This is a genomic window from Micromonospora sp. WMMD812, assembly GCF_027497215.1.
In the GTDB taxonomy this organism is placed as follows: Bacteria; Actinomycetota; Actinomycetes; order Mycobacteriales; family Micromonosporaceae; genus Micromonospora.
Genome location: NZ_CP114904.1, coordinates 895295 through 909585 on the forward strand (window position 1 = coordinate 895295; position 14291 = coordinate 909585).

The 14291-nt window shown below is 72.6% G+C and carries 12 protein-coding genes; 9 read left to right on the forward strand and 3 right to left on the reverse strand.

Going from position 1 to position 14291, the window contains the following annotated elements:
- Window positions 1–260: 260 nt before the first annotated feature.
- Window positions 261–1139 carry a DMT family transporter gene (locus tag O7603_RS04005; protein WP_281574329.1) on the forward strand — a complete coding sequence of 293 codons (879 nt, stop codon included), beginning with the start codon at window positions 261–263 and terminating at the stop codon, window positions 1137–1139.
- A gap of 35 nt (window positions 1140–1174) precedes the next feature.
- A complete protein-coding gene (locus O7603_RS04010) occupies window positions 1175–1669 on the forward strand; it encodes a molybdenum cofactor biosysynthesis protein (RefSeq protein ID WP_281574330.1) in 495 nt (164 codons plus the stop codon).
- Here O7603_RS04010 and O7603_RS04015 read toward each other — a convergent pair.
- Both O7603_RS04015 and O7603_RS04020 read right to left on the reverse strand, forming a co-directional pair.
- Window positions 1657–2979 (reverse strand): glycosyl hydrolase family 18 protein, encoded by a 1323-nt coding sequence (locus O7603_RS04015; protein WP_281574331.1) that lies wholly within the window; start codon window positions 2977–2979, stop codon window positions 1657–1659. The two genes, O7603_RS04010 and O7603_RS04015, sit on opposite strands and share 13 nt — an antisense overlap.
- Window positions 2980–3055: 76 nt before the next feature.
- Complete coding sequence (locus tag O7603_RS04020) at window positions 3056–3487, reverse strand: MmcQ/YjbR family DNA-binding protein (RefSeq protein ID WP_281574332.1); 432 nt, start codon at window positions 3485–3487, stop codon at window positions 3056–3058.
- A 38-nt stretch (window positions 3488–3525) separates the two neighbouring features.
- Between O7603_RS04020 and O7603_RS04025 the strand changes: the two genes are divergently transcribed.
- Both O7603_RS04025 and O7603_RS04030 read left to right on the forward strand, forming a co-directional pair.
- On the forward strand, window positions 3526–3828 hold the full coding sequence (locus O7603_RS04025; protein ID WP_281574333.1) for a GNAT family N-acetyltransferase: 303 nt from the start codon (window positions 3526–3528) through the stop codon (window positions 3826–3828).
- Window positions 3829–3875: 47 nt separating this feature from the next.
- Window positions 3876–4652 (forward strand): nucleotidyltransferase domain-containing protein, encoded by a 777-nt coding sequence (locus tag O7603_RS04030; RefSeq protein ID WP_281574334.1) that lies wholly within the window; start codon window positions 3876–3878, stop codon window positions 4650–4652.
- A 439-nt stretch (window positions 4653–5091) separates the two neighbouring features.
- Here the strand turns inward: O7603_RS04030 and O7603_RS04035 are convergent, their stop codons facing one another.
- Complete coding sequence (locus O7603_RS04035; RefSeq protein ID WP_281574335.1) at window positions 5092–7500, reverse strand: beta-galactosidase; 2409 nt, start codon at window positions 7498–7500, stop codon at window positions 5092–5094.
- Between the two features lie 119 nt (window positions 7501–7619).
- Here O7603_RS04035 and O7603_RS04040 point away from each other — a divergent pair, with 119 nt between their 5' ends.
- The 5 genes from O7603_RS04040 (at window position 7620) to O7603_RS04060 (ending at window position 14237) form a co-directional block, all read left to right on the forward strand.
- Window positions 7620–8654, forward strand: coding sequence for a LacI family DNA-binding transcriptional regulator (locus tag O7603_RS04040; RefSeq protein ID WP_281574336.1), 1035 nt, complete (start codon window positions 7620–7622; stop codon window positions 8652–8654).
- Complete coding sequence (locus tag O7603_RS04045) at window positions 8651–10324, forward strand: ABC transporter substrate-binding protein (RefSeq protein WP_281574337.1); 1674 nt, start codon at window positions 8651–8653, stop codon at window positions 10322–10324. The genes O7603_RS04040 and O7603_RS04045 overlap by 4 nt, the downstream gene beginning before the upstream one ends.
- Window positions 10325–10389: 65 nt before the next feature.
- Entirely contained in the window at window positions 10390–11385 is a 996-nt protein-coding gene (locus O7603_RS04050; protein WP_281574338.1) for an ABC transporter permease, read from the forward strand.
- 31 nt (window positions 11386–11416) lie between these two features.
- Entirely contained in the window at window positions 11417–12346 is a 930-nt protein-coding gene (locus O7603_RS04055) for an ABC transporter permease (RefSeq protein WP_281574339.1), read from the forward strand.
- A gap of 1 nt (window position 12347) precedes the next feature.
- Entirely contained in the window at window positions 12348–14237 is a 1890-nt protein-coding gene (locus O7603_RS04060; protein WP_281574340.1) for an ABC transporter ATP-binding protein, read from the forward strand.
- Window positions 14238–14291 lie beyond the last annotated feature (54 nt).

Consider the following 14291-nt stretch of genomic DNA (forward strand, 5'->3'; position numbering starts at 1 on the left):
TTAATGACCAATTTGCGTATTCTTGGGGAGATTGCTGGCACTGCCGGCGGCGGCGGTCCCACCGACCCGGCGACGGATCGGTGGCGTGCCGTCGGGACGGAGCACCTGCCGGCGCCGTTTAGCCCCGGTCGGATCGGGAAGTTGCGGCCGGGCGACTCGCTCGTCCGACGCCCCGGGCCATCGGCGCCGGGACGCCGGAGCGTCAGGAAACGCGGACGACCACGGTGGGGGGACCAGGTGACCGGGCCGGTTGGCGTGCGGTGAGCGAGACGGGAGAGCTGGTCGCCGGCGTTCCCATCGCCCTGGCCGCCGCCGCCGCGTTCGCCGCCTCGGGAGTGCTGCAGTTCCGGGCCGGCCGGCAGGTGCCGGAGGAGCAACCGGGGCGGCCCTCGCTCCTGGTCCGGCTGATCCGAGTTCGGGGCTGGCGCTGGTCGGTGGTGTTCGCCGCGCTGGCGTTCGCCCTTCAGGTAGCGGCGCTGAGCCTGATCCCGCTCATCCTGGTGCAACCGTTGCTGGTGACCGGGCTCGTCTGGTACGTGCTGTTCTTCGCGGCGTTCGAACACGACCGCCCCGACCGCGCGATCCTGGGCGAGTCCACCCTGTGCCTGTTCGGGCTCGCCGCGTTCCTCGCGATCGCCGAGCCGGGCCGCGGTCAGGGGCGGGGGCTGGAGTCGTTCTGGTCCGCCCTCCTGCTCGGGATCGCGGTGGTCGTCTCGGTGGGGCTCTGCGTGCTGTCGGCGGTGAAGATCAAACGGAAGTGGCGCCCGATGCCGTTGGCCATCGCGGCCGGCATCTGCTACGGCGTGACCGCCGGACTCATCAGCAGCCTCGCCTTTCACCTCAACGGGAGTCCGCTCGGCGTCTTCGTGCAGTGGCAGACGTACGCCATCGCCGTGCTCGGACCGTTCGGGGTGCTGCTGAGCCAGAACGCCTACCAGGCCGGCCCGATGGGCGCCCCGGCCCTGGCGGCCATCACCGTCACCGACCCGTTGGTGGCCATCGCGGTCGGCCTGGTCTGGCTGGACGAGTCGATCCGGACCGGCTCACTGCCGGTCGTGGGCGAGGCGTTCTCCCTCCTGGTGGTCGTGCTGGCGGTCTTCCTGCTCGCGCGGCGCGCGCCCCACGTCAAGGGCGGGTGACGCCCGTGTCCACCCCCGTGCCGGACGATGGACGGGTGACGAAGATCGTGCAGCTGCTCGCCTCGCCGGTGCACCGCTACGTGGGCCGGCCCGCCGACGGCCCGACGCCCGCTCCACCCGGCGAACTGGTCGAGGAGATCCAGCTCCGGGCGGGGCTCGGCATCGTCGGCGACCGGTACTTCGGCCGGCCGGCGCACCGCGAGGCGAGCGTGACCGTGATCGCCCAGGAGTCGCTGCCGCCCGGCGCCGACCTGGCGCAGGTGCGGCGCAACGTGCTCACGGCCGGCATCCCGGTGGACGAGCTGGTCGGGTCGGTGCTGGTCCTGGATTCGGGCGGCGGCCCGGTCCGGCTGCGGGTCAACCGACCGGCGAACCCCTGCGCCTGGATGGACGTCGCGATCGGTCCGGGCGCGTGGAAGGCGCTGCGCCGCCGGGGCGGCGTGCGGTGCACGCCGCTCACCGACGGCGTCCTGCGGGTCGGTCCGGTCGAGGTCGGCGTCGAGGAGACGCCGATGGCTCACCGGCCCTGAAGCGCCCGGACGTTGTCGCCGAACGTCCAGCCCCTGCTGCCGTCCCAGTTGAGCGACCAGGTCATCAGACCCTTCAGGCCGCCCCCGTACGTGTTCCACGCCTGGGCCACCGCGGCCGGCGCGAGGTGGCCGCCGCCGGCGCCGGGCTGCGCCGGCAGGCCGGGGACCTGCTTGTCGTACGGCACCCGGATGGTGGTGCCCTGCACGACCAGCCCGGCGTTTAGGCAGTCGGTCTGCTTCGTGAAGCCCTGCACCGTGCCGGCCGGGTAGGAGTCGCCGGCGCAGCCGTACATGCTGCCGTTGTAGTACTGCATGTTCAGCCACCAGAGCCGGCCGTTGTCGGCGTACCGCTTGATGATCGGCAGGTACGCGCCCCAGATCGACCCGTAGGTCACGCTGCCGCCGGTCACGTACGCGGTCTCCGGCGCCATGGTCAGGCCGAAGCCCGCCGGCATCTGCGCGAGCACCCCGTCGATGATGCGGACCAGGTTCGCCTGCGAGGTGGAGAGCTGGTTGATGTTCCCGCTGCCGGTGAGCCCGGTCTCGATGTCGATGTCGATGCCGTCGAAGTTGTACCGCTTGAGGATCGGCACGACGGTGGCGACGAACCGGTCGGCGACCGCCGCGGAGCTGAGGTCGATGCCGGCGGTCGCGCCGCCGATCGACATGAGGACGGTCAGCCCGGCCGCCTTGGCCTGGCACATCTCGGCCGGCGTGGGCACCTTCACGGTGGCGTCCATGCCGTCCTCCCAGAGCACGGTGCCGTCCGCGCGGATCACCGGGAACGCCGCATTGATCACGTTGTAGCCGTGCGCGCGGATCCGGGAGTCGGTGATCGGGATCCAGCCCAGGGGCGGGTGGATGCCGTTCGCCGCGCCGTCCCAGTTCTCCCAGTAGCCCTGCAGCACCTTGCCGGCTGGCCGGGGCTTGCCGGGGCAGGTGGTCGAGCCCGGCGGCGTCGGGGTCGGAGTCGGGGTCGGGGTGGGCGTCGGGGTCGGGGTGGGCGTGGGGGTGGGGGTGCCGCCCTCACACGCCTCCAGGTCGCTCCAGAGCGCGGGAGTCGCCGCCGGGTTCCAGCCGGCCCCCGCCGGCGGGATGTGCGTCACCAGCGCCTGGTAGGTGCGGCCCGCGTAGGTCACCCGGCTGCCGGCGGGATAGGTGACGCCCTCCGCCCAGGCCGGCGCGGTGCAGGCCGCCTGGACGGCGGCGCCGGTGGTGGTGGCGAAGCCGTTGGTGGCCGGCAGGGCCGCGCCCGCGAGGGCCACCGCCGCGCCGGCCAGCAGCGCGAACGTCCGACGTCGAAGTGCCATGACATGCCTCCTCATCGATGGACCGGAGGCTATCAATTAACTTTGTTAAATGTAAATGGGCACGTCCTCTCGCCGGTCACGCCGGCTGCGGGTGGCCGCCGGGGGGGCCGTCCACCAGGGCGGCCAGCTTCTTCGGGGCCAGGACGAGGTAGCTCTCGGTCAGCAACTCGCCCACCTCCGCCCAGTCCGTCTTGTCGTCGAGCACCATGCCCAGCACGTCGGCGCCCCAGCCGGGCTTGAAGAACGGGTGGCCCGCGGCGACCAGGCCGGCGATCTCGTCGCCGGGCGACCGGAATGTCAGCACGCAGACCGGCAGGTCGGTCGCCGCCGCGCGGGCGTAAGCCATCTGGTGGTCCGGATCGACCGTGAGGACGTGGGCGAACGTGCGTTGGCGGACGCGCCAGCGCGTGCCCACCCACGCCGGCTCCTCGTAGGTCTCGGGCAGGCCGAGACAGACCGGCCGGAGCCGGTCGAGATAGTCGGGCGGAACATCTGCGGGGCCGGTCACGTGGGCGACGCTACCGGCAGCCTGCGACACTTCTCCGCATGCAGTTCACCGTGACAGACGTGCCCGAGCGGGAGCGCTTCGAGGCGCGGGACGAGTCGGGCGCCCTCGCCGGCATCGTCACCTACCAACTGACCGGCACGATCATCGCCTACACCCACACCGAGGTCGACCCCTCGTTCGAGGGCCGGGGCGTCGGATCCACCCTCGCCCGGGCGGTGATGGACGACGCCCGGGCCAAGGGGCGGACCGTGGTGCCGATCTGCCCGTTCCTGGCCGAGTGGCTGGGCAAGCACCCCGACTACGACGACATCGTGGTCCGCACCACCCGCAAGGTGAAATAGCCCGCCCGGAGCGGTTCGACCCTGGCCGATCGGGTCAGATTGCGGGCATGGACTCGGACGTTCGACGGTATCTCGCGGACCTGGTGGCGGTCGCCCGGACGGTGCTGGGCGACGACCTGGTCGGCGCGTACGCCGCCGGCTCGGTCGGCCTCGGCGCCTACCAGCCCGGCCGCAGCGACGTCGACGTGGCGCTGGTCTGCGCCGACCGACTGCCCGCCGGCGCCAAGCGCGACCTGGTCGCCGGCCTCCGGCACGAGGCGCTGCCCTGCCCGGCCCGAGGGCTGGAACTGGTCGTCTACCGCCGGTCGGTCGCCGCGTCGGGCACGCCGGAGCCCGGCTTCGAGGTCGAACTGAACACCGGCGCCGGAATGGCGTTCCGCGCGACGTACGCGCCGGGGGACCGGCCGGCCGCCGACGGGCTCTTCTGGTACGCCCTGGACCGCAGCATCCTGCACCAGAGCGGGTACGCGCTGCTCGGTCCGTCGGCGGCCGAGGTGTTCGCGGACGTCGCACCCGCCGACCTGCGCCGCCTCCTCGTCGACGCGTTGAGCTGGTGGCTCGCCCTGCCCACCCCGCAAGGCGACGAGCCGGCGGCCGGCGCGGAGGACGCGGTGCTCGGCGCCTGCCGATCCCTGGTCCGGTTCCGGCACGGCCCCTGGCTGGCCAAGACCGCGGCCGGGCAGCGGCTGCTGGACGAGGGCCACGCCGGGTCGACGGTGATCGGACGCTCCATCGCGGCCCGGCGCGGCGGTCCACCGCCGAGCGGCCCGCAGGCCCGCGCCTTCCAACAGCAGGTCCTCGACGAGATCAACCGGGACGCCTGAGCCAGCCGCCGGGCCGACCCGGCGCCGACGCGTTTCGGGGCCGCCTGCGGCCCCGCCTGGTCGGGTGGTGGCGTCAGGTGGTCCGGCGGCCGCGGCACCTGGCCCGCAGCGCTTCGACCTGCCGGCGCCCACCGCGTTCGCGGGCCGGATAAGCCGGGAGGAAGCACCGGCTTCGGATTTCCGGCCTCGGCGCGCTCGGAGACAAACCCTGGGCCGCGGTGGTGCGCGCGACGAGCGTTATGACGCAGAGGCATAAATATGCCTCTGCGTCATAACGCTCGCGGAGGGTGTCCGTAGGACCCGGCCCAGACGCTCGCGGTGGCCGCGCACTCGCGCCGGCCGAGGCCCGGGGCATCGCGCTGTGACGGCCGCACCGGCGCGGTGCCGCGACCGAGGCGCGCGGGCACCGACGCGCGATCCAGCCGGCGAGGCCGGAGGGCTAGCCCACGGTGATCCGGACCGGCTCGTGGTCCGGCCCGCCCGGCAGGCGGACGGTCACCCGTCCGTCCGTGGCGTGCGCCGTGCCGCGGCTCGCGGTGACCGGCCGGTCGGTGGCCAGCACCACCTCGTCGTCGCCCTGCGTCGGGCGGAGCAGCACGGTGTCCCCGTCCCGGGAGACCAACTCGCAGGTCGTCTCGACCAGCGTGGCGTCGCCCACCGCGACCCCGTACGGCAGGATCAGTCCGGTGCGTGCGGGCACCCGCAGCCGGCGGCCGGCCAGCACCGGGGCGCCGTGCCAGCCCAGGGCCACGGTGACCGCCGAGGGGGCGACGTTGACCAGGTGCAGCAGCCGCTGCCCGGCCCCGTCCACCGTGGAGGTGAGCACCAGGCCCGGGCCGTCGGCGTCGGGGGCGAGCCGGGGGCGCACCCCGAGCCGCGCCACCGCCGCGCGCCAGAAATCCAGGTCGCACGGCACGTCGGCGGCGACCACCAGGGCCCGGCCGGCGCCGACGCTCACCTCGACCGCGCACGGCTCGCCGGAGCCGACCTCGGTGAGCACCGGAACGGCGGCCGCGCCGGCCAGTCGCTGCGCGTAGCCGACCCGGGCCTCGGCCCGACCGGCCGCCCACCCGTGCCCGACGACCGACGGGAAGTAGTGCGGCCCACCCTCGGCCCGCCCGGTGACGGTGAGCCCGAGGGCGTCGGCGAGCAGTGTGCAGGGGGTGCCGTCGTGGTCCCGCTCGGGCAGCACCCCGTGCAGCAGCAGGCCGCCGCCGCGGCGCAGGTGCGCCACCAGGCGTTGCTGCACGTCGCGACCGAGGGTCGTGGCGCTGGCCAGGGCGATCATCGGCGGGGTGGTGGCCGGGTCGGCCGAGGAGAGGTCGATCGCCGGGAAGGAGAACCCGGCGAGCAGCAGCGCCCGGGCCAGCACGTCGCGCGGCCCCATGCCGCGGAACCGCTCCAGGTCGGCGACCTGCTCGGCCCGGGACGCCGACGCCGGGTGGTGGTACTCGGTCAGGTAGTGGTCCGGCACGAAGCCGAGCGCCAGCCCGTCGTCCTCCTCGTCCGAATCGGCGAGCAGGTCGGCGACCCCGCGGAAGGCGTGCAACGCGCGCCGGGCCGCGTCGAACGTCGGGTTGAGCCGCCCCTCCGGGTCGACGGGCGAGGCAAAGCCGTGCCGCTCGCCGGTGAACGCGATGCGGTCGTTGCCGTCGCCGACAGGCTCCGCGAGCGGCGGGTTGTAGCCACCCGCGAAGAGGTAGAGATTGAGCAGCCGGTTGCCCTGTGCCACACAGAGCCGGGCCTTCAGGTCGACCGCCTCCGGCGGGTACAGAGTGGACAGGTCCTGGCCGTAGTCACCGTTGCCGGCCTCGAACTCCAGCGAGGTCAGCGGCTGGTCCGCGTCGTGCACGGCGGCCAGGAACGCGTTGCCGACGTAGAGGTCCGCCACGTTGGTGACGGTCAGGTCGCCGAGGTAGTAGTCGGAGCCGGAGGTGAGCTGCGGCTGCCCGCGGTACGCCTCGAAGAGCTGGCTGATCCCGATCGGGAAGGTGCGGCCGCGTCCGCCGCCGGTGCCGTGCACGTTGACCAGGAACGGCACCCCGGTGACGCCGTGCCGCTCGGCGGATCCGCGCAGCGCGGCCACGTACCGCCGGTAGCGGTCGCGCATGTAGCGGCCGAGGTCGTCGTGCACCGCGAGGGACCGCGGCTCGGCCGGCGTCCGCAGCGCCGCCGCCCAGGCCACCGGGTCGCCCGGGTCCGCGCCGATCCGGTCGGCCGCGCCCTCCTTACCGTACCGGTCGACGGCCCAGCGCCGCAGATCCTCGCACAGCCCGTCGGTCAGGTCGGGGGAGTTGGTCACCCAGGAGAGCATGCCGATCTCGTTGTCGAGCTGGACGGCGATCACCGGCCCGCCGCGGTCGGCCAGTCGCTCGGCGACCACCGGCATCACCTCGGCGTACCAGCCGTCGGCGGCCGCCAGGAACTCCGGCGCCAGGTAGTCGATGGTGCGGGTCTCGATCTGCCGGCCGTCCCAGGTGGTCGGCAGCAGGTGCGGGTGCTCGTCGTACACCCGGTAGGGGATGCCCTCGTTCTTGACCTCGGCCATGATGAACGGGCCGGGCCGGACCACCGCGTACAGGCCGCGCTCGTGGGCCAGGTCCAGGAACGCGGCCAGGTCCCGCTGCTCGTGGGTACGCCCGGTGAGGTCGACGCTGCCGTCCGGCAGCTCGTGCCAGAGCCACGGCACGTAGGTCGCGACGGTGTCGCCGCCGCACTCGCGGAGCCGGTCCAGCCGGTCGGCCCACGCCGCGCGCGGCAGCCGGAAGTAGTGCACCTCCCCGGCCAGTAGCAGGCGGGGGCGGCCGTCGACGACGATCCTGCGGTCGTGGAGAAGAACTCGCGACATCAGGTCTGACTCTTCCTCTCGGCGGATCTTCAGGCGGCCCCTCTTGTGATCTCGCGGGCGCCTGCTTATGGTGCCTGAAACCGGTTTCTGTTAACCGCACGTTACGGATCGAGGGAGCCATGGGCAATAGTCGGGTCACGGTTCGGGAGATCGCCCGGCTGGCCGGCGTCTCGGTCGCCACGGTGTCCCGGGTCTCCAACGGCACCGGTCAGGTGTCCGAGGAGATGCGTCGCCGCGTCCTCGAGGCCATCGAGACGTACGGCTACCGGCCGGATCACCTCGGCCGGGCCCTCGCGGCCCGCCGGCACGGCGCGCTCGGCCTGGTCTTCCCGGGCCTGTCCGGCCCGTACTTCACCGAGCTGATCCAGGGCTTCGAGTCGGAGGCCGTGCCGGCCCGGGCCAGCGTGCACATCCTCTGCACCCACCTGCGCGAGGACTCCGACGACCAGGTGCTGGAGATGGCCCGCCGGGTCGACGGCGTCGCGGTCATCGGCGGCACCATCTCCGACCCGGCGCTGCTCCGGCTCGCCGAGATGGTCCCGGTCGTCGTGCTGGCCGGAACCGGCCCGGAGACCGTGCCCTCGGTCAGCGTCGACAACGCGCCGGCCATGACCCGGCTGGTCCGTCATCTACTCGTCGACCACGGCCTGCGCCACCTGGCCTTCGTCGGCAACCCGGACGGCTCCCCGGACGTCAGCGAGCGGTGGGCCGGCTTCCTGGCCGCGTACCGGGAGCTGGACCTCACCCCGCCCGCCGAGCCGGTCCGGGTCGCCATGCAACAGCCGGACGGCGTGCTCGCCGCCGAGCAGCTGCTGCGCGACCGGGCGACCGCGCCGGACGCGGTCGTCTGCGCCAACGACGAGATCGCCCTCGGCGTTCTCGTCGGCGCGCTCGGCCGAGGCCTGCGCGTGCCCGAGGACCTCGTCATCACCGGCTTCGACGACGCGCCCATGGCGGCGCTCGTCTCGCCCCCGCTCACCACCGTGCGGCAACCCGTCCGGGATCTGGCCGCGGAGGCCGCCCGGTTGATCCTCTCCGCCGTCGACGCCCCCGGCGCCCCGGCACCCGACAGCATCGTCCTCCCCACCGACTTCGTCGTACGCCGCAGCTGCGGCTGCCCGGCGGAATCCCCCACTGGAGGTACCGGCAAGTGAAACGACGGAAGCTCACCCGGATCGCCGCGATCGCCGCGGCCGTCGCCCTCGCGGTCAGCGGCTGCACCGGCACCGAACAGCAGTCCGGCCCCGGCACCGAGGGCCGCATCGCGTACCTCGACTACGGCGACTTCGGCGGCGGCAGCAACCCGCAGGCCAATTACAACCCCTACCTCGACGCCAGCCGGCTCGGCGCCACCGAGTACCTCTTCGAGCAGTTGATCGCCTACGACAACTACGGCTGCGAGGCCAAGCCGTGGCTCGCCACCGAGTGGAGCTGGACCGACCCGCAGACGCTCGTCTGGAAGCTGCGCGACGGCGTGAAGTGGACCGACGGCAAGCCGTTCACCGCCGACGACGTCACCTTCACCTACGACATGCTCAAGCAGCACAAGGCGCTGGACGTCAAGGGGGTCTGGCGCTACCTCAGCGCCGTCGAGGCGACCGACCCGCACACCGTCACCATGCGCTTCAGCCAGCCGGGCGCCTCGGCGTTCACCCTGTTCAGCGAGATCAAGATCGTGCCGAAGCACGTCTGGTCCACGGTGTCCGACCCGGTGACCTTCACCAACGCCGAGAAGCCGGTCGGCACCGGCCCGTTCACCGTGAAGGCGTTCAACCCGCAGCAGCTGACCCTGGGCCGCAACGCCGACTACTGGCAGGCCGACAAGATCAAGGTCGACGAGCTGCGGTTCCACAAGGCCGACGGCGGGGGGCAGATCGACCAGCTCAAGCTCAGCCGCGGCGAGTACGACACCAACGCGATGTTCGTGCCGGACATCAAGAAGGCGTACGTCGACCGGGACCCCGAGCACAACAAGTACTGGTACCCCTCCGGCGGCTCGATCAGCGTCTACATGAACCTGACCAGGGCGCCGTTCAACGACGCCGCCTTCCGCAAGGCCCTGGTGCCCGCCTTCAACCGGCAGGAGATCGTCGACAAGGCGCAGCTCGGCTACGTCAAGCCGGCCAGCCAGACCGGTCTCGTGGTGCCCGGGCAGGCCGCGTGGCTGCCCACGGACATCGCCAACCAGGGCGTGGCCGCGTACGACCAGGCCAAGGCCGACGCCGACCTGACCGCCGCCGGCTACCCCCGCAACGGCGACGGCAAGCGCGTCGGCAAGGACGGCAAGCCCATCGCGTTCAGCTTCCGGGTGCCCGGCTCCTGGACCGACTGGGTGCAGGCGCAGCGGATCATCGTGGCCAACCTGACCGCGCTCGGCTTCACCGTCCGGGCCGAGACGCCGACCCCCGAGGCGTACGAGAACGACCGCGCGATCGGCAACTACGACGTGCTGCTCGGCGTCCACGGCGGCAGCTGCAACATGTTCCGCAACTTCCAGGAGCCGCTGGCCAGCGACCAGTCCGCGCCGGTCGGCAAGAAGGCGGTCAGCAACTTCGTCCGGTGGAACGACCCGCGCACGGACCAGCTGATCGACACCCTCCGCACCGCCACCGACGAGGCCGCCCAGAAGGCCGCCGTCGCGGACCTGACCAAGGTCATGGTCGAGCAGGTGCCGGTGATCCCGCTCTGGTACGGCGCCAAGTGGTTCCAGTACCGCACCGCGAAGGCGACCGGCTGGCCGAACGAGGACAACCCGTACGCCGCGCCGAGCGACAACCTGCTCATCATCACCCACCTGCAGCCCGCCGGGACCAACGCCAAGTAGCCGGTGGCCGGCCGGCCGGCGCCCGCGCGCCGGCCGGCCCGTCGGAGGAGAAGGGAAGGCTCACCGTGGCCTACTTCGCCAGACGCTTCCTGTTCTTCGTCGGCACCCTCTGGGCCGCCGTCACGCTCAACTTCCTGATCCCGCGTCTGCAACCCGGCGACCCGGCCGAGGCGATCGTGTCCCGGCTCGCCGGGCAGAGCGAGAGCATCGACCCGGCCCAACTCCAGGCGATCCGGGTCATGCTGGGCACGCCCGACGGCAACCTCTTCGAGCAGTACGTGCAGTACCTCGGCGCGGTGCTCCAGGGCGACTTCGGGGTGTCGTACACGTACTTTCCGTACAGCGTGACCCACATGATCGGGCAGGCTCTGCCGTGGACGGTGATCCTCGTCGGCGTCACGCAGCTCATCTCGTTCGTCGTCGGCACGCTGCTCGGCACCTGGGCCGCCTACCGCCGCAACAGCCGCGTCGACTCGGTCATCACGCTCGGCTCGACGTTCCTCGGCACGCTGCCGTTCTTCTGGATCGCCCTGCTGCTCATCTACGTCTTCGCGATCACCCTGCGCTGGTTTCCCGAGCGCGGCGGCTACGGCGGCGGCAGCTCACCCGGCTGGAGCTGGATCTTCATCTCCGACGCCTTCCAACACAGCGTCCTGCCCGCCGTGGCGCTGCTGATCACCGGGCCGATCGGCTGGATCATCGGCATGCGCAACAACATGGTGCAGAGTCTCGGCGAGGACCACACCCGGCTCGCCGTCGCCCGCGGCCTGCCCCGGCGCCGGATCGCCATCACCTACGGCGCCCGCCTCGCTATCCTGCCCAATGTCACCGGCTTCGCCATCGCGCTGGGCAGCATCCTGGGCGGCACCGTGCTGGTCGAGACGGTCTTCAACTACCCCGGCATGGGCCGGCTGCTGCTGGAGTCGGTGTCCAGCCGGGACTACCCGCTCATGCAGGCGATCTTCCTGTTCACCACGATCGGCGTGCTGGTCGCGAACTTCCTCGCCGATCTCCTGTACGGCTTCCTCGACCCCCGCGTACGAAAGGCGGAGTCGGTATGAGCAACGACCACGACGAGCGGGGTGAGTTCGCGTGAGCACCCCCGCACCCGCCGTACCGGCCCCGGGCACCGACACCGAGGGCGTCCAGGCCGCCGCCCGCGAACTGGCCCACGGGCGCCGGCTGCCCGGCTGGTTCGTCATCCTGTGGCGCAACGGCAAGTGCCGGATCGGCCTGCTGATGCTCGCCGCGTTCATCCTGGTCGCCGCGTTCGCGTCGCTCATCGCGCCGTACGACCCGCGCGACGACGCCTTCCCCACCTCGCTCGGCCCGACCGGCAGCCACTGGCTCGGCACCACCTCCCAGGGCGAGGACGTCTTCTCCCAACTGGTCGTCGGAGCCCGCACCTCGTTGATCGTCGGCCTTGCGGCCGGCCTGCTCTCGACCCTGATCGGCCTGGTCATCGGGCTCACCGCCGGCTACCTGCGGGGCTGGGTCGACGAGGTGCTCTCGTTCCTGATCAACCTCGGCCTGGTCGTGCCGGCCCTGCCGCTGATGGTCACCCTGGCCGCGTACGCCCCGGTCCGCGGACTGTGGCTGATCATCTTCGTGATCAGCGTGACCGGCTGGGCGTACGGCGCCCGGATCAAGCGCTCCCAGATCATCACCCTGCGCACCCGCGACTACGTCACCGCGGCCCGCTTCGCCGGCGACGGCACCGCCCGGATCATCGCCCGGGAGATCGTGCCCAACATGACCTCGCTCATCGTGGTCGGCTTCATGGGCGCGGCCCTCGGCGCGATCGGCGGCGAGGCGGGCCTGGCCTTCCTCGGGCTCGGCGACCCGCAGACGGTCAGCTGGGGCACGATGCTCAACCAGGCCAGCCTCGGCGGCGCGCTCCTCACCGGCCAGTGGGCCTGGCTGATCGCCCCCGGTCTGGCGCTCTCCCTGCTGATCACCTCGTTCACGCTGATCAACTTCGGTATCGACGCGCTGAGCAACCCCCACCTGCGGGAGGACTGAGATGACGCTGCTCGAGGTGGACCACCTCTCCGTCACGTACACCCCGCGCGACCAGCCGCCGAACCGGGCCGTGCACGACGTCTCGTTCCGCGTCGCCGATGGCGAGTTCGTCGGGCTGCTCGGCGAGTCCGGCTGCGGCAAGTCGACCCTCGGCAACGCGGTGCTGCGACTGCTCAGCCCGCCGGCCCGGATCACCGGCGGCCGGGTCACCTTCGACGGTGTGGACCTGACCACCGCCGACGAGGAGCAGCTGCGGCGACTGCGCTGGGTCGACCTCTCCACCGTCTTCCAGAGCAGCATGAACTCGCTCAACCCGGTGATCCGGGTGGAGGCGCAGTTCGCAGACACCTTCGCCGCGCACCAGGTGTCCGGCGACGTCACCGAGCGGGCCAGCGAGCTGCTCGACCTGGTGGCCCTGGACCGGCGGGTGCTGCGGGCGTACCCGCACGAGCTCTCCGGCGGCATGAAGCAGCGCGTCGCCCTGGCCCTCGCCCTCGCCCTGCGTCCCAAGCTCGTGCTGCTCGACGAACCGACCACCGGGCTCGACGTCGTCGTGCAGCGGAGCATCCTCACCCGGCTGGCCGAGCTGCGCCGCGACCTCGGCTTCGCCGTGCTGTTCATCAGCCACGACCTGGGCACCGTGCTCGACATGGCCGACCGGGTGATGGTGATGTACGGCGGTGAGATCGTCGAGGACCGCCCGGCCGCCGCCATGCTGCGCGACCCCCGCCACCCGTACACGCGCGGGCTGCTCGGCTCGTACGCCGACCCGCGCCTGCCGGACGTGCGGGTCAGCTACATCCCGGGCCGGCCGCCGGACCTGTCCCGGACGCACACCGGCTGCCTGTTCGCCCCGCGCTGCCCACACGTCGAGGACGCCTGCCGGGAGACGCACCCGAAGCTGCTGCCCGACCACGGCGGGCTGGACCGGTGCCTCGTCGCCCAGTCCGACCGCCTACCGGTGGTCACCGCCGACGCCGCCGACGCCGCGGCCACCCTCGGCAGCCATTTTCCGGCCACCGCCACGCCGTCCCCGCGGGGCGACGCGGCCGACGTCGCCGCGGTGCTCCGCGTCGACCGGGTGAGCAAGCGCTACACCAGCCGGCGCGGGCTGCGCACCAGCACGGTCGACGCGGTCCGGGAGGTCTCCTTCGACCTGCGCCCCGGCGCCGTCACCGCGCTGGTCGGCCAGAGCGGCAGCGGCAAGTCGACCCTCGCCCGGATCGTCACCGGCGTGGAGCGTCCGAGCGCCGGCGAGGTCCGGTTCACCGGCGGTGCCGGTGGGGAGCTTCGGGTGGACCGGCTGCGCGGGCGGGCCCTGCGCGAGTACCGCCGGCACGTCCAGATGGTTTTCCAGGACCCGTTCAGCGCGTTGAACCCGACCCGCACCGTGGCGTACGCCCTGTCCCGCCCACTGGCCAACTTCGCCGGCCTGCGCGGCGACGCGGCCCGCAACCGTGCCGCCGAACTACTCGAGAGCGTGGGGCTCGCCCCGGCCGGACAGTTCCTCGACAAGCTGCCGCACCAGCTCTCCGGCGGGCAGCGGCAGCGGGTCGTGACCGCCCGGGCGCTCGCGCCCCAGCCGCAGGTCCTGATCGCCGACGAGCCGATCTCCATGCTGGACGTGTCGATCCGCGCCGAGATCCTGGAGCTACTCGGCGACCTGGTCCGCGACCGCCGCCTGGCGATGCTCTACATCACCCACGACCTGCTCAGCGCCCGGCTGCTCGCCGACGAGGTGCTGGTGCTCAACCAGGGTGTGCTGGTGGAGCGAGGCTCCACGCGTGAGGTGATCGGGTCGGCCCGCGACGAGTACACGCGGCTGCTGCTCGACGCGATCCCGAACCCGTTCGCGACGGCCACCGACCGGGAGACCCCGTCGGCCGCCTGACCACGCACCCGGCCGGCCCTCGCGCGACGGGGGAGGGGCGGCCGGGCCGCGGCG

What these genes read in the sequence shown, in the direction of transcription:
- O7603_RS04025 (WP_281574333.1), top strand. Translation starts at nt 3,526, where the DNA reads ATGCAGTTCACCGTGACAGACGTGCCCGAGCGGGAGCGCTTCGAGGCG.
- O7603_RS04040 (WP_281574336.1), top strand. Translation starts at nt 7,620, where the DNA reads ATGGGCAATAGTCGGGTCACGGTTCGGGAGATCGCCCGGCTGGCCGGC.
- O7603_RS04030 (WP_281574334.1), top strand. Translation starts at nt 3,876, where the DNA reads ATGGACTCGGACGTTCGACGGTATCTCGCGGACCTGGTGGCGGTCGCC.
- O7603_RS04035 (WP_281574335.1), bottom strand. Translation starts at nt 7,500, where the DNA reads ATGTCGCGAGTTCTTCTCCACGACCGCAGGATCGTCGTCGACGGCCGC.
- O7603_RS04060 (WP_281574340.1), top strand. Translation starts at nt 12,348, where the DNA reads ATGACGCTGCTCGAGGTGGACCACCTCTCCGTCACGTACACCCCGCGC.
- O7603_RS04015 (WP_281574331.1), bottom strand. Translation starts at nt 2,979, where the DNA reads ATGGCACTTCGACGTCGGACGTTCGCGCTGCTGGCCGGCGCGGCGGTG.